This window comes from Mesorhizobium sp. M1329 (genome assembly GCF_040318035.1).
GTDB lineage: Bacteria > Pseudomonadota > Alphaproteobacteria > Rhizobiales > Rhizobiaceae > Mesorhizobium.
Genome location: NZ_JAMYLN010000020.1, coordinates 15,961 through 29,720, shown reverse-complemented (window position 1 = coordinate 29,720; position 13,760 = coordinate 15,961). Strand labels below are relative to the sequence as shown.

Sequence of the window (13,760 nt, the reverse complement as noted above, 5' to 3'; positions counted from 1 at the left end):
CGCCATAGGGGCGCTTTAATTGTTGCGGGCCGCGACGAACTCCGCCGCCTGTTTCAGAAGCGCGGCTTGTTCGCCATAGGGCTCGAGCAGCGCATGAGCCTGATCGACGAGGCCATGGAGCTGGTCCCGCGCCCAGCCCGGTCCGTGCAGCGCGACCAGCGTCGCCTTGCCGGCCGCGGCATCCTTGCCGGTCGCCTTGCCCATCTGATGCGCGTCGGCGGTCAGGTCGAGCAGATCGTCGGCAAGTTGAAAAGCAAGCCCGATCGCGGAACCAAATTCGGCCAACCTTTCGCGGTCGCCCGACGGCGCACCGGCAAGGATAGCGCCCGCTTCGCAGGCAAAGCGGATCAGCGCACCGGTTTTCATCGCCTGCAGCCGGATGATGCCGGCCTCGTCCGGCCGGCCTTGTTCGGCCTCGAGATCGAGCATCTGGCCGCCGACCATGCTTCCCGCCCCGGCGGCGCGGGCCAGAGCCAGCACCAACCCTGCCCTACGCTCGGCCGGCAGCATTGTCGCATCGTCGGCAAGGATGTCGAAAGCAAGCGTCAATAAGGCGTCGCCCGCAAGAATGGCGGTCGCCTCATCGAAAGCCCTGTGTACAGTCGGCTGGCCGCGGCGCAGATCGTCGTCGTCCATGGCCGGCAGATCGTCATGGATGAGCGAATAGCAGTGCACGCATTCGAGCGCCGCCGCGACGCGCAGCGCCGCCTCGCCGTCGGCTGAAAATAGTGCAGCACTTTCCATGACCAAGAAGGGACGCAGTCGTTTGCCGCCGTTCAGCACGCCATGTCGCATGGCCGCCATCAGGCGTTCGGGCCGCGCGACCTCGCCTGAAAGCGTCCGTCCGTCGAGCAATCGCCTCAGCAGCGCCTCGAGCGGAACTGCCCGGGCAATAAGTGCAGCTTCGAATGCCATTTGGTCGTCTTTCGTCATGGTCGGGAGCGGTAGCCGACACTCAGACGTTGCGCAAGAAGCCAAGCGCCATTATGCCGGGGGCAGGGAGCAGCGCGGATTGGGTGGCTTGGCGGAACCGATCGTCGATCACGAAACCGAAGGGTTGGACATGGCGAGACCGAGACGCGGCAGCCGCATCGGTCTTCAACGCTGGGTCCGGCGCGGCATCGCCGTCGCCGTCGTGCTGGCGCTGGTGCCGGTGGTGCTGACCTTCCTGTACCTGCCGTCATTCGTGCATCCGGTGTCGACATTGATGCTGAAGGACCTGGCGACGTTTTCCGGCTACGATCGGCGCTGGGTTTCCATCGACGATGTCGCGCCGGTGCTGGCATATTCGGTCATCATGTCGGAGGACGGGCAGTTCTGTTTCCATCGCGGCGTCGATCTGGGCGAGTTGCGCGGCGTCGTTGACGATGCGCTTGCCGGCGAGATGACGCGTGGCGCCTCGACCATCACCATGCAGACGGTAAAGAACCTTTATCTATGGTCGCGGCCGTTGGGCTCGGTCCGTAAGGTCGTCGAACTGCCGCTGGCCGTCTATTTCGATGCGGTGCTGTCGAAACGGCGGATCATGGAGATCTACCTCAACATCGCCGAATGGGGACCGGGCATCTACGGCATCGAGGCCGCCGCCCAGCATCATTTCGGCGTCTCGGCAAAACAGCTGTCGCGCCGGCAGGCAGCGCTGCTTGCCGTCACCTTGCCGAATCCGATCGTGCGCAATCCGGCAAAGCCTGGGCCGGGACTGAGGCGGCTTGCCGCATTGATCGAACGGCGCGCAGGCCGCGCAGGCGCCTACGTCGGTTGCCTGCGATAGTGTCAAAAAAAAACACGGCGACGCTGGCCAAAACGCCGTCGGGCGTGTATAGGCACCCGACTTTCTCAGATTCCGGCCCCTGATGTGGCCCTTTCACGAGGGCCGCCGGGGCGTTTTGACCATGTAGTGGAGCATATCCATGGCCGTTCCGAAACGAAAAACCTCTCCGTCGAAGCGCGGCATGCGCCGTTCTGCCGACGCACTGAAGGCCCCGACCTATGTCGAGGACAAGAACTCCGGCGAGATGCGCCGTCCGCACCATATCGACCTGAAGACCGGCATGTATCGCGGTCGCCAGGTTCTGGAGCCGAAGGAAAGCTGAGAGAGCTTTCGACGGTTTATGGGTTGCGAAACGACCGGCCATTGGCCGGTCTTTTTGCGTTTGCGACAACCGATCATATCAGTCGGGCCTGACATTGTTGTTTCACGCCGTCTTTGTCCGTGTTTATCGGCCGCACGAAAATTCTTGACGACGAACGCCGGGCGCACTCTACAAAGATCAGTCCAACCGGAGCCGCCACATGTTCGGTGCCATCCCGCTGCTGATCGTGCCTTTCATCCTGTACAATCTCGGGCTTCTGGGAATATTCGGCAGCGGCGACGATCCGTGGGCGACCGAAATGTTTTCGGTCCGGATGATGTCGGGTGGCGTGTTCTCTATGACCCTCGGCGATCTCATCGTGCTGATCGCACTGATCTTCTTGTTCGTCGAAGTGGTGAAATCGACGCGCACGACAAATGCCTCGATCATGGACCACCTTTTGTCGACCTTCGTCTTTGTGGCCTATCTGGTCGAGTTCCTGCTGGTGAAGGGCGCCGCCCATTCCGTTTTCTTCACACTGATGGTCATAGCGCTGATCGATGTGCTGGCCGGCTTTTCGGTGTCGATGCGGTCGGCCAGCCGCGACATCAACATGAATTAAGGATCCCGGCTCAGCCCGGGTCGGCGCTAAAGCCAGCCGCCTCGATGCCGGCGATGGCTGCCGTTTCGTCATTGTCGGACGTATCGCCGGAAATACCGACCGCGCCGATGATCGTACCAGCCTCGTCCGGATCAGCACGCCGCCGACGACCGCCAGGATGCGCCCGCCCGACACGTCGGAGATGCCGGCGATCAGATGCGGGCGCTCCCTGGCGAAAGCTTCCACCCGGCGCGAGCCCATGCCGATACCGAGTGCGCCATAGGCCTTACCGGCCGACATTTGCGGACGCAGGAACGAGGCGCCGTCCTGACGCTGGAACGCGACCAGATGGGCGCCGGCGTCGAGCACCGAGACGCCAAGCGGCCTGAGCTTGAGCTCGGCACCCTTGGCAAAGGCGGCGGCGATGATTTCAAGGGCTTTGTCGAGCGTCAGTGCGGTCATGCCGGTCTCCTAAACGCGCCAGTTATCAACCGGCAGAAACATCCCGGTGAACTGTTTCGTGTGCGAAATGAAGCATGCGTCTGGGAGCGCCGGTTTATTTTTTCTTGGCGCGAGGCTTCTTCACCGGGGCGGGAGGCGCATTGGCTAGGTCTTCCGCTTCCTTGGCGAGGCGCAGCGCCCGCAGCTTGTTGGTCTTGGCTTGGCGAGCGTCGCTCTCGGCGACATATTCCGCCATCGCCTTCTGGCGGACCGTGGCTGCCTCTTCCTGTTTCTTGAACCGCAAATCGGCCCGCGCACGGGCAGTGTCCTTAGAGTTCTCGACCAAGAGCGTTATCCAATCCCGTGAATTATCTTCAGCCCCTTGATAGCAGAGCCAGCCCGCAATTGGGAAAATATGTTGGTCATGGCGCCAGATCGCAGCCGATGCCCCGCGCGTTGCGGGCGATCACCGCATCGTATCCGGCCTGCAAAGTCGCGCGGACGGTGGGCTCGGATGGCGCAGGAGACGCACCCAGATGCTCGTGGCGCAACTCGTTCATGAACTTATCCCACATCGGCGGGCCGCCTTTTTCCAGAAGCTCGGCACGGATAGAGAGCTCTTCGCTGACCGGCAGCCAGACCCGGCCCCAGGCGCCGAGATGCGCCAGGATCGGCACCAGCGTGATCGCCATTTCGGTCAGACTGTAGATCACCTTCTGCTTGTGGGAGGGATCATCCGCCTTGGTCAGCATGCCGAGCTCCATCAGCCGCTTCAGCCGGTCGGCGAGGATGTTGGAGGCGATGCCCTCCATCGAGCCGTTGAGCAGTTCGCGAAAGTGGCGTCTGCCGCCGAAGATGATGTCGCGAAGGATGATCAGGCTCCACCGGTCGCCGAACACTTCGAGCGACAGGTTGATGGGGCATCCGGACCGACGATCGATGTTCATGCGAATCTCCAAAACCGGTTGCATTATCGTATCGGTTTTACTATCGTGCAACTGATTGCGAAATGCAATCGGATTGGAAGCCGAAGGAGGAAAGCCATGAAAAACGCCGAACACCCCGAAATCGTATCCCAGACCTTCGGCGATCCGGCCCATCCGGCGGTATTGTTGATCATGGGCGCCATGGCTTCCATGCTCTGGTGGCCCGAAGCGTTTTGCCGGAAGCTGGCCGGCGAAGGTCGCTTCGTGATCCGCTATGACAATCGCGATACCGGCCGTTCGACCAAATACGCGCCGAGCGAGCCGCCTTATACATTCGACGACATGGCGGACGATGCCATCCGCGTCCTTGACGACCATGGAATCCGAAAGGCGCATGTGGTCGGCATGTCGATGGGCGGCATGATCGCGCAGCTCGTTGCGTTGAAATACCCGTCGCGCGTCACTTCGCTGACGGTGATCAGCAGCTCGCCCCTGGGCATCGATACTTCGCATCTGCCCGGAACCACCGAGGCCTATAGGAAACACTCGGCCGAAGGCGCCAAGGTCGACTGGTCGGACCGTGGCCAAGTGGTCGATTTCATCGTCAAGGACGCACATGCGCTCACCGGTGCCGCGCACTCTTTCGACGAGCAGCGAACGCGAGCTTTCGTCGAACAGGATTATGACCGGTCCGGCGGTTTTCTAAGTGCGACCAATCATTTCATGCTCAAGAGTGGCGAAGATGGGAGCGGCGAGGACTGGACGGGTCGGCTGCGCGACATGAAAATCCCGCTCCTCGTTATCCACGGCACCGACGATCCCATCTTTCCAGTCGAGCATGGCGCCGCTCTTGCCGACGCGGTCGCCGGTGCAAGGCTGCTCCGGATCGAGAGCGGCGGCCACGAGCTGCATCCCGACGACTGGGCCGCGATCATCGATGCCATCGTGACCCACAGCCAGGCCAAATAGTACCCGACCCGACACCGAATTTCCGCGAGACGAGCCACCCAAGGAACGACAAACATGTCCCTGACTATGCATCTTCATCCACTGGCCTCCTTCTGCTGGAAGCCGCTGATCGCGCTCTATGAAAACGGCACGCCATTCACATCCGTCGTTGTCGATCTCGGCAATGAACAGTCGCGCGCGGCGTTCCTGAAATTGTGGCCGCTCGGCAAGATGCCGGTACTGCGTGATGAAGCGCTGGATCGGACCGTGCCGGAATCGACGATCGTCATCGAATATCTCAACGCGTATTATCCTGGGCCGGTCGAACTGATCCCCGCCGATCTCGATCTCGCTCGCCAGACCCGGCTCGCCGACCGCTTCTATGACTTCTACGTCCAGGAACCGATGCAGAAGATCGTCGGCGACCGGCTGCGGCCGGAGGGCAAGACCGATCCGTTCGGCGTCGAGCAGGCGCGCACCCAGCTGCGCAGCTCCTACGCCGTCATTGAACAGGACATGCCGTCGAGGACATGGGCGGTGGGTGCGAGCTTCACCATGGCCGACTGCGCTGCCGCCCCCGCGCTGTTCTACGCCAACAAGGTCGAGCCGTTCGGAGACGAATATCCTGCGGTCAGGCGCTATCACGACCGGTTGCTGCAACGCCCGTCGATTGCCCGTGTGATCGAGGAAGCGCAGCCTTATTTCAAGCTCTTCCCCTACAACAATGGCTAGAGTGGTTCATCGTTTCACGGAAACGCCGAACCGCTCTATCTCTTTGTTTTTGCGCAATTCCGGACGGAAAGCCGTTTCACACTTTCCTGGAATTGCTCTAGGCCCGATGCTGCATAGTTGCTCGACGCGCTGACGACGCCCCTCAGCTTCCGGGTGAACCGAGCTGCTCCGCATCCCAGAACTGGTCGAGCCAGATGTTGAGCTTCAGGAAGCCGGCATTGCTGACCGTATAGACGCGCCTGGTGCCTTCCGGCTTGGCGTTGACCAGCCCGGCATCAAGCAGGACCTTCAGGTGCTGCGAAACGGCCGGGCGGGACACCGGCAAGCCGGATGCCAATTCGTTGACGGTCTTCGGTCCGCGCCGGAGCTCTTCCAAGAGATGGCGCCGGTTGGGATCGGCAATCGCCATGAAGGCGTCGGAAAGCATCATGCCTTATTTGTGGGGCAAAGCGCCCCGAATCTCAACCGTCGGTTTCAGCTTTTCTGCGCGGGTCGAGCCGCAACGCTTCCGGCGTCACCGAACGATCGGCCGGCTGGGTCTTGAAGGCATCGCGGCCTTCGATCGGCACCGGCGCGCGACGGCTGATGCGCAGCAGCGTATAGCCGGCCAGGCTGAGATGTGCGAGCGCAGTGGCCAGGAACAGCCCCTCGGGACGCATCCAGCCCATCAGGCCGGCGGCCACCAGTGGACCGATCATCGTGCCGAAGCCATAAAGCAGCAGCAGGCCGCCCGACACTTTGACGAAGTCCTCCGAGCGCGCATGGTCATTGGCATGCGCCACCGCGATCGAATAGAGCGTGTAGGCGAAGGCGCCGTAGGCGGCGGTGCAGACGATGACGAAGACGCCGGAGCGCGGTTCGAACAGGAAGATGGCGATGGCGAACAGCGCAGCGCCGAAAGCCGCGCCCGCCAGCACAAAACGACGGTCCGTCGTGTCGGAGAGCCGCCCGGCCGGAAGCTGCATGGCGGCGCCGGCAATGACCACCAGGCTCATCATCAGCGCGATCTCGGCTGTCGAGATGCCGATGCGCGCTCCATAGACGGCACCAAGCGTACCCCAGGCGCCGTTGGCGATGCCGATCAGCACGCAGGCGATCGCCGATACCGGCGAATTGATGTAGAGCCCTTTGACGTCGAGCGACACGTCCTGCAGCGGCTTGGGGTGCGACGCCGTCGAGACCGCCGTCGGGATCAGCGACAGGCAGAACAGAATGCCAGTGATCATGAACAGCGACGCCGATTTCACATCGCCGCCGGCAACGATCATCTGACCGCCCATGATCGAGGCATAGGTGACCATCATATAGAGACCGAAGACGGTGCCGCGGTTTTCGTTGGTGGCTTTCTCGTTGAGCCAGCTTTCGATGACCATGAAGGCGCCCGCCATGGTGAAGCCGGTGAAGGCGCGCAGCAGGATCCAGGTATATTCGTCGATGATCAGGCCGGTGAGCAATGCGACGATCGCTCCCGATGCGGCAAAGGCACCGAAAGCCCTGACATGACCGGCGCGGCGCACGATGCGTGGCGCAAAGAAGCAGCCGGTGACGAAGCCGCCAGCCCAAGCCGTGCCCATCAGGCCGAGCGATGCCGTCGAGAAGCCCTCCACCTGACCGCGCAGCGGCAACAGCAGCCCATGCAGCCCAGATGCCGCCAGCAGGAACGCGGTGCCGCGCAGCAGCGAGAGGATCGGTCTGTAGCTTGCGAACATTTTTCAATCCGGCTGGGGGTTTGGGGCACAAGTCTGGAGACAGCGGCATTCGGGCTTTTCGGCGGCGTGCCCGAGCTTTTGGAATTACCCGCAGTACTATCCGCGGCGAAACAGCGCCTCTGCCGCCGACTTGGTGGAGCCCTTGGTCTTGAGCTCGGCTTCCAGCCGGGCAATCTCGTCACGCAGGATGCCGATCCGCTCGGACAATTCATCGACGGAAAGCAGCGACAGATCCTGCCCGATCTCGTGCGGGCGCGCTTTCTTCTTGGGTTCGTCGTCGAAGATCGCCATCGTCGCTCCTCCGTGATTGCCCATTTGCCTGATTTGCCAATGAGCATACATAGGGCAAGGGTATGGATGCAAATGGCCGGCAAGAGCTGGCACAAGAAACCGGCGAAGCACGACGGGAAAATTCATGGCGAACGCACAGAAAATTCCGGCGAAGATGATGGCGATCGCCATATCGGAACCGGGCGGGCCGCGGGTGCTGAAACCGGAAACCCGCGACGTACCGGTTCCCGGTCCCGGCGAGATCCTGATCCGGGTGCGGGCCGCCGGCGTCAACCGGCCGGACGTGCAGCAGCGCAAGGGCGCCTATCCGCCACCGCCGGGAGCGTCGGATCTGCCGGGCCTGGAAGCGGCAGGCGAAGTCGCTGCCCTTGGTGACGAGATATCGCGCTGGCGCGTCGGCGACCGGGTCTGCGCGCTGACGGCGGGCGGCGGCTATGCCGAATATGTCAAGGTTCATGCCGGCAGCGTGCTGCCGCTGCCCCCCGGCTTTACCTACACCGAAGCGGCGGCGCTGCCGGAAAACTACTTCACTATTTGGCACAATGTCTTCGAGCGCGGCGGCCTGAAGAGCGGCGAGACGCTGCTCGTGCATGGCGGCTCGTCGGGTATCGGCACCACGGCGATCCAGCTTGCTGCCGCTTTCGGCGCCTATGTCATCACCACCGCCGGCAGCAAGGAGAAATGCGAAGCCTGCCTCAAGCTCGGCGCCGACCGGGCGATCAACTACCGCGAGGAGGACTTCGTCGCCGCGGTAAAGGAGGCGACCGGCGGCAAGGGCGCCAATGTCATCCTCGACATGGTCGGCGGCGATTATGTCGCGCGAAACTACGAGGCTGCGGCGCTGGAAGGCCGCATCGTTCAGATCGCCACGCAGGGCGGGGCGGTTGCCAGCGCCGATTTCTCGAAACTCATGGTCAAGCGGCTCGTCCACACCGGCTCGACGCTCAGGCCGCGCACCGTCGAATTCAAGGCGGCAATCGCCGCAGCACTCGAGGCGCAGGTGTGGCCGTTGCTCGGCAGCCGCAAGGTGGCGCCCGTCATGGATATGATCTTCCCGCTCAAGGAGGCCTGGCGGGCGCATGAGCGGATGGAAGACGGCGAACATATCGGCAAGATCGTGCTCGACGTCGGCTAGGAACGTATCGTCCGAGACGCACGCCCCAACAGGCTGAACGAAAGCTTAATGCTGCAATGCAACAAACGCATTGCGGCCATGCAAAAGCGTCTGTTCAATTCCTGAGCAGCGATGCCTATTTACGCGTCATCGAAACGAATGATCCAACGAAATGGAGGACTACCATGAACCCGATCCGCGCTTTCCGTAACTGGCGCATGTACAACGAAACCGTGCGCGAACTGAACCGGCTGAACGCTCGTCAGCTCAACGACCTCGGCATCAACCGCGGCGATATCGAAAGAATCGCCCGCAAAGGGCTTTGATCTCGAGGACGATCCCGCCCAAAGACCGGGCGCTGCTTTTCCGCAACGCCGAGCCGCGGTTCGGGATCAAGCCTTAGAAGCCAGAGCCGCAGCAGACGGATTTCCGTCGCCGGTTCCGAGCCCGCCCGACCTTGGTCTGGCGGGCTTTGTCTTTTTGAAGCTCCGATTGCATGGCGTCATCTGCCGACCCTTCGCGGTCTGCCGGTCGCGGTGCCGTGCCGTCCTTGGCGCGCGCCTGCCAAAATCATTGCGAAACGGCGAGCGAGCGGTTATATAGACCGCGATTTTCCCATTTTGGTGGCTCTAAACCACCGCCCGCGCGGGAACGCGGGCGAACGAGAAGGATTTTTGTAATGGCCAATACGCTGCTGATGCCAAAGGCGACCGCCGTCTGGCTGGTTGACAACACAGCGCTTTCCTTCGAGCAGATCGCGCAGTTCTGCGGACTGCATCCGCTTGAAGTCAAGGCGATCGCCGACGGCGAGTCGGCGCAAGGCATCAAGGGCATGGACCCGATCATGACCGGCCAGCTCACTCGCGACGAGATCGCGCGCGCCGAGAAGGACCCGAACCACCGGCTGAAGCTCTCCGATCCCAAGGTGCGGGTGCCGGAATCCAAGCGCAAGGGTCCGCGCTATACGCCGCTGTCGAAGCGCCAGGACCGGCCCAACGCCATCCTCTGGCTGGTGCGCAACCATCCCGAGCTCAAGGATGCGCAGATTGCCCGCCTTGTCGGCACGACGAAGTCGACAATCGACCAGATCCGCGACAGAAAGCACTGGAACTCCGCCAATCTCCAGCCGATGGATCCGGTGACACTCGGCCTGACGTCGCAGATCGACCTCGACATGGAAATCAACCGCGCCTCGCGCGGCCGCGAGCAGGCGCAGCCGGTCGGCGATACGCTGCTGCCGGCCGCCTTGACCGAACGGCTGGTGCCGGCGCCGGAAAAGCCGAAGGACGAGGACCGCGAACTCGACGCCAACGCCGTCTTCGCCAAGCTTTCGGCGCTGAAGTCGAAGGACAAGGACGCCGACGAAGAGGAGTAGGTCTCGCATCCACAACAAAAAAGCCCGCTTTCAAGCGGGCTTTTTTTTGTGATCTTCCGTGTCAGCTTCGCGCCGCCCGGTCCGGCGCCATGCCGTAGTCCTCGCTGCGTTCCACCGCGCGGTAGAAATCGGCGAGCTGCTTGCCGCGCTCCGGCTTGAAGGTGCGGCCGGCGATGACCACCGAGGCGATGCGGTCGATGCGGAAGGCGCGGAAATCGCCGCGCATCTCGCACCAGGCGACCAAGGTCCACACCTTGCCCCAGAACCACAGGCCGAGCGGGCGGATGTCGCGCGCGGTGCTGCGGCCGGCCTCATCCGAATAGTCGATGGTCAGCACCTGACGTTTCTCGATGGACCGCTCGATCAGGTCGATGGCTTCGCGGGCGGCATCGCTTACCACCCACATCGGCGTGTGGATCTCGGTACGGGCGATGCGGTCCTTTTCGGCGTCGGGCAACACGGCGCCGATCTTGACCAGCGCCTCGTCGGCGGCTCGCGCCATGGCCGCGCCGCCAAAGGCGCGCACCATGCGGGCGCCGGCGACCAGCGCGACGATCTCGTCACGCGTGAACATCAGCGGCGGAAGGTCGAAACCCTCCCTCATCATGTAGCCGACACCAGCCTCGCCGTCGATCGGCACGCCGGTCGACTGCAGGTCGGCGATGTCGCGATAGATCGTCCGCTCGGAAACCTCGAGCCACGTGCCCAGCTTCTGGGCGGTGACCAGACGGCCACCACGCAGATGCTGCACGATCTGGAAGAGCCTGTCGGCGCGGCGCATCGTATGGTCCCTCGGCGTCTATCGTTTCAGCCCTTCGCTCTTGCGCTGCGCGGCAACGAAGGCCGCGCCGAAGGACAGTTTTCTCGTTATCGGCGTGCTTGCGTCGAGCACTCGCCAGAACGGCGCAATGTCGCTCAGCGCCATGCCGCGCTCAAGATCCTCGTTGGCGGCCTCGTCGACGGTGCTCAGATGATAGCCGATGGTGACCGGACATGTCACCTCGGCACCGTGCTCGATGGCGAGAGCGGTGCGCAAAGCGCGGATATCCATTTCCATGCCTTCGGGGATGGGGCGGATGAATGCATCGACCTGGCGAGCTGTAGGAACGAGCATCGGCTGGCCTTCGACGACGTCGCCGATGGTGCGTGGCGACGGTTTTATGCCGTTGATGCCAGGCGTGTTCAGCCTGTCGTTCCAGCTTTTCATCGATCGTCCTCTCGGCCATCCGTCTCCGGCAGCCATCGCACTATGGCACGAGCCTCCTGACACCATACTGTCAGGAGGCTTCAGCATGCCCATTTCAGCTCGTTGCTAGGTCGCATCCAAACGCCACGCAGAAAGCTTGCCTCAATTGCCGCCATTGCGGCGGTCGCCATACATGTCCGGCCAACCAATATCCTTGCGGATGTCTGCCGGCAGGGTATTCATGAAACGCTGGGTGCGGATCTCGTTGCGCATCGTCCGGATCTTGCCGACATAGTGCTGCACGCTACGCAGAATGGTAAAACCGTTCATCGCTGGTCTCCTCTCTTTCGATGCAGGCACTATCGCACACCCCTGCTGACAGCAGTCTGTCAGGAGGGTGCAGCTCTCGTGACCGGCATTCCGATTTGTCCACCGAGGTGACCAGCCAGCGCTGAAAAGAGGCGGGCCGCAGTGGAAAGACGGCGATCGCGGAGCCGCTTTGACAGCCAGCCGCGATGCTGATCAAAGGCGGCATGTCGAAACTTCTCGCGCTCGTCATCATCGCCATGATGGTCATCCAGCTGATCAAGCCGCTCGGCTGGCCCGGACTGAAGCGGCGCAGCGATTTCTGGAAGCTGGCGCTGCTGGCGATGGCGGCGATTTCGATCACGGCGGTGCTCGGGCACTGGACGTAGTGCCGGCGGCCCGCTACGCGACGCCCGGTTCGTTGGCGAGCACCAGGCTGACCAGATGTTCCGCCCAGGCCCGGTAGCCGGCTTCCGAAGCATGAAATCCATCCGACGCAAAGCCGGCCTCGGCATCGGTGATCGGCAGGCGGGGCGCCGGTATGGCGCCGCGCTCGAGGCAAAGGCGCTCGCCCATCCGGTTCATTTCGACGGCGCGGATTTCGAGGATCTTCCCGAGCAGCGGCGGCATTGCCGGCGCCCGGGTGAACTCCAGCACCGGCGACCACACGACGCGCGCCTCCGGCCATTTGGCGCGCAGCGCGTAGAGCAGGCCGCCAAACTCGCGCTTGAAGCGCGGTACCGAATGAAAATTCTTGGTGTCGTTGGTGCCGATGGCCAGCACGATATGCGTCCACGGATCGGCCGATAGATTGGGCAGCACATGATCGCGGATCTGGCCAGAGGTTGCCGAGCTGAAGCCAGCCGCCCGCCAGCGCACGGTGCGGCCGGTGCGTTGCGCAATCAGAACGGCGAGTTGCGCGGCCAATCCGTTTTCGGAATTGCCAATGCCTACCGAGGCGGCGGAGGAATCGCCAAGCACCAGAACCGAGATTGCTGGCGCCAGGCCAGATATCTCGTGCATGACCGGACCTTGTGCCGGCAGCATGCGGGTGGTGCGGCGACGCACGCCAAGTCCTTGCCAGACATAGACCGGAAAGGCGAACCAGGTGAGAAGGGTCGGAAAGCGCCGCATGGCAAGTCCCTTTTAGGGCATAGCGAACAGCACTTAGCGCATGTTGTACTGAAGGTGAACGACCTTGCAGCGACGCCCTTGTCGCCTCAATGGCAGCCGTCATGCGTCCCGGATCGGTCTTCGTACTCGTCATGCAGCCGCACCCAGTCGACGAGGCTATGATGCGGGCCAGTTTCGTTGCGGCCTTTCGGCGTCAGGTCGAGATAGTGATAGGCGCCGATCAGCGGATCGCCGCCTCTGGAGCGCGAGACGAAGGTCAGGAAGATGTCGCCTTTCTCGTCGCGATAGAACACGCTGGTGCCGGGAAGGTCCTTCGAGTTTCGCGCACGCCGCTCGAAATTGTATGTCGTGTCGCCGGTCGCGATCTGCTTGTCGGTGAATGACACCTGCATGTCGAAGTTGAAATCCGAGGCGTAGGACGACACCCAGTCGAATTTCCAGCCCATGCGCTGCTTGTAGGGCAGCAATTCGGCCAAGGGCGCCCGCGCTACCACGACAAGTGAGACATCATGGTGCCTGAGGTGCTGGTTGGCGCCGTCGATATGATCGGCAAGGAATGAGCAGCCTTCGCAGCGATAATCGGCGCCCGGCGCGAACATGAAATGGTAGACGATCAGCTGGCTGTTGCCGCCAAACAGGTCGGGCAGTTTCCTTGGCCCTTGCTCGGTCTCGAAGACGTAGTCCTTGCGGATCTTCAGCCATGGCAGTTCGCGGCGTTCGGCGGCGACACGATCGCGAAAGCGCGTCAATTCCTTTTCGCGCGCCAGATGCGCCTTGTGCGCCTGAAACCAGTCTTCCTGCGAAACGGTCTTGTTGTTTGGCATCGGTCTGCTCCTCTTTTCACGGAGGACGTTCGGCAGCGAGGAATGCCGACAACGAGCTGCATTTCAGTTGCAAGAAATTGCAGCCCTTGCTGCTTTTCAAA

At 62.5% G+C, this 13,760-nt stretch carries 20 protein-coding genes and 1 pseudogene; 9 read left to right on the top strand and 12 right to left on the bottom strand.

Annotated features, from left to right (window positions below):
• Positions 1–15: 15 nt before the first annotated feature.
• Positions 16–915: a polyprenyl synthetase family protein gene (locus tag NKH21_RS20070; RefSeq protein WP_473600023.1), complete on the bottom strand. Its 900-nt coding sequence runs from the start codon at positions 913–915 to the stop codon at positions 16–18.
• Between the two features lie 97 nt (positions 916–1,012).
• Between NKH21_RS20070 and NKH21_RS20065 the strand changes: the two genes are divergently transcribed.
• The 3 genes from NKH21_RS20065 to NKH21_RS20055 all read left to right on the top strand — a co-directional run bounded on the left by NKH21_RS20065 (position 1,013) and on the right by NKH21_RS20055 (position 2,694).
• On the top strand, positions 1,013–1,771 hold the full coding sequence (locus NKH21_RS20065) for a biosynthetic peptidoglycan transglycosylase (protein WP_352540340.1): 759 nt from the start codon (positions 1,013–1,015) through the stop codon (positions 1,769–1,771).
• A 139-nt stretch (positions 1,772–1,910) separates the two neighbouring features.
• Positions 1,911–2,093 carry a 50S ribosomal protein L32 gene (rpmF, locus tag NKH21_RS20060; protein WP_006203806.1) on the top strand — a complete coding sequence of 61 codons (183 nt, stop codon included), beginning with the start codon at positions 1,911–1,913 and terminating at the stop codon, positions 2,091–2,093.
• A 199-nt stretch (positions 2,094–2,292) separates the two neighbouring features.
• Positions 2,293–2,694, top strand: coding sequence for a hypothetical protein (locus NKH21_RS20055; RefSeq protein ID WP_023720966.1), 402 nt, complete (start codon positions 2,293–2,295; stop codon positions 2,692–2,694).
• 10 nt (positions 2,695–2,704) lie between these two features.
• On the opposite strand, the pseudogene NKH21_RS20050 reads toward NKH21_RS20055, so the two are convergent.
• From NKH21_RS20050 to NKH21_RS20040, 3 genes and pseudogenes are all read right to left on the bottom strand, one after another.
• Positions 2,705–3,135 (bottom strand): annotated as a pseudogene (locus tag NKH21_RS20050) (GlcG/HbpS family heme-binding protein).
• Between the two features lie 94 nt (positions 3,136–3,229).
• Positions 3,230–3,460 carry a hypothetical protein gene (locus NKH21_RS20045; protein WP_023678501.1) on the bottom strand — a complete coding sequence of 77 codons (231 nt, stop codon included), beginning with the start codon at positions 3,458–3,460 and terminating at the stop codon, positions 3,230–3,232.
• A gap of 76 nt (positions 3,461–3,536) precedes the next feature.
• Positions 3,537–4,061 carry a winged helix-turn-helix transcriptional regulator gene (locus NKH21_RS20040; protein ID WP_352666276.1) on the bottom strand — a complete coding sequence of 175 codons (525 nt, stop codon included), beginning with the start codon at positions 4,059–4,061 and terminating at the stop codon, positions 3,537–3,539.
• Positions 4,062–4,157: 96 nt separating this feature from the next.
• Between NKH21_RS20040 and NKH21_RS20035 the strand changes: the two genes are divergently transcribed.
• Together NKH21_RS20035 and NKH21_RS20030 are read left to right on the top strand one after the other, a co-directional pair.
• Positions 4,158–5,009, top strand: coding sequence for an alpha/beta fold hydrolase (locus tag NKH21_RS20035; RefSeq protein ID WP_352666274.1), 852 nt, complete (start codon positions 4,158–4,160; stop codon positions 5,007–5,009).
• Between the two features lie 54 nt (positions 5,010–5,063).
• Entirely contained in the window at positions 5,064–5,720 is a 657-nt protein-coding gene (locus tag NKH21_RS20030; RefSeq protein WP_352666272.1) for a glutathione S-transferase family protein, read from the top strand.
• Between the two features lie 142 nt (positions 5,721–5,862).
• Here the strand turns inward: NKH21_RS20030 and NKH21_RS20025 are convergent, their stop codons facing one another.
• The 3 genes from NKH21_RS20025 to NKH21_RS20015 all read right to left on the bottom strand — a co-directional run bounded on the left by NKH21_RS20025 (position 5,863) and on the right by NKH21_RS20015 (position 7,720).
• Positions 5,863–6,150 (bottom strand): ArsR/SmtB family transcription factor, encoded by a 288-nt coding sequence (locus NKH21_RS20025; protein ID WP_023678497.1) that lies wholly within the window; start codon positions 6,148–6,150, stop codon positions 5,863–5,865.
• 31 nt (positions 6,151–6,181) lie between these two features.
• Positions 6,182–7,429, bottom strand: coding sequence for an MFS transporter (locus NKH21_RS20020; RefSeq protein ID WP_352465767.1), 1,248 nt, complete (start codon positions 7,427–7,429; stop codon positions 6,182–6,184).
• Positions 7,430–7,525: 96 nt separating this feature from the next.
• Complete coding sequence (locus NKH21_RS20015) at positions 7,526–7,720, bottom strand: DUF1192 domain-containing protein (protein ID WP_023678495.1); 195 nt, start codon at positions 7,718–7,720, stop codon at positions 7,526–7,528.
• Between the two features lie 124 nt (positions 7,721–7,844).
• On the opposite strand from NKH21_RS20015, the gene NKH21_RS20010 reads away from it, so the two are divergent.
• The 3 genes from NKH21_RS20010 (at position 7,845) to NKH21_RS20000 (ending at position 10,209) form a co-directional block, all read left to right on the top strand.
• Positions 7,845–8,855, top strand: coding sequence for an NAD(P)H-quinone oxidoreductase (locus tag NKH21_RS20010; RefSeq protein ID WP_352867083.1), 1,011 nt, complete (start codon positions 7,845–7,847; stop codon positions 8,853–8,855).
• A 164-nt stretch (positions 8,856–9,019) separates the two neighbouring features.
• On the top strand, positions 9,020–9,160 hold the full coding sequence (locus tag NKH21_RS20005) for a DUF1127 domain-containing protein (protein ID WP_023678493.1): 141 nt from the start codon (positions 9,020–9,022) through the stop codon (positions 9,158–9,160).
• Positions 9,161–9,513: 353 nt separating this feature from the next.
• On the top strand, positions 9,514–10,209 hold the full coding sequence (locus tag NKH21_RS20000; RefSeq protein ID WP_292655650.1) for a DUF1013 domain-containing protein: 696 nt from the start codon (positions 9,514–9,516) through the stop codon (positions 10,207–10,209).
• Positions 10,210–10,270: 61 nt separating this feature from the next.
• Here NKH21_RS20000 and NKH21_RS19995 read toward each other — a convergent pair whose 3' ends face one another.
• From NKH21_RS19995 to NKH21_RS19985, 3 genes are all read right to left on the bottom strand, one after another.
• Entirely contained in the window at positions 10,271–10,990 is a 720-nt protein-coding gene (locus NKH21_RS19995; RefSeq protein WP_023678491.1) for a helix-turn-helix transcriptional regulator, read from the bottom strand.
• An 18-nt stretch (positions 10,991–11,008) separates the two neighbouring features.
• Positions 11,009–11,416 carry a hypothetical protein gene (locus NKH21_RS19990; protein WP_352666268.1) on the bottom strand — a complete coding sequence of 136 codons (408 nt, stop codon included), beginning with the start codon at positions 11,414–11,416 and terminating at the stop codon, positions 11,009–11,011.
• Positions 11,417–11,557: 141 nt separating this feature from the next.
• Complete coding sequence (locus NKH21_RS19985) at positions 11,558–11,725, bottom strand: hypothetical protein (protein ID WP_254816537.1); 168 nt, start codon at positions 11,723–11,725, stop codon at positions 11,558–11,560.
• Positions 11,726–11,928: 203 nt separating this feature from the next.
• Here NKH21_RS19985 and NKH21_RS19980 point away from each other — a divergent pair, with 203 nt between their 5' ends.
• Positions 11,929–12,090 (top strand): hypothetical protein, encoded by a 162-nt coding sequence (locus NKH21_RS19980; protein WP_008873884.1) that lies wholly within the window; start codon positions 11,929–11,931, stop codon positions 12,088–12,090.
• Positions 12,091–12,103: 13 nt separating this feature from the next.
• Here NKH21_RS19980 and NKH21_RS19975 read toward each other — a convergent pair whose 3' ends face one another.
• Both NKH21_RS19975 and NKH21_RS19970 read right to left on the bottom strand, forming a co-directional pair.
• A complete protein-coding gene (locus NKH21_RS19975; protein WP_352666267.1) occupies positions 12,104–12,835 on the bottom strand; it encodes an SGNH/GDSL hydrolase family protein in 732 nt (243 codons plus the stop codon).
• Positions 12,836–12,921: 86 nt separating this feature from the next.
• Positions 12,922–13,659: a DUF899 domain-containing protein gene (locus NKH21_RS19970; protein WP_352666266.1), complete on the bottom strand. Its 738-nt coding sequence runs from the start codon at positions 13,657–13,659 to the stop codon at positions 12,922–12,924.
• Positions 13,660–13,760: the final 101 nt, after the last annotated feature.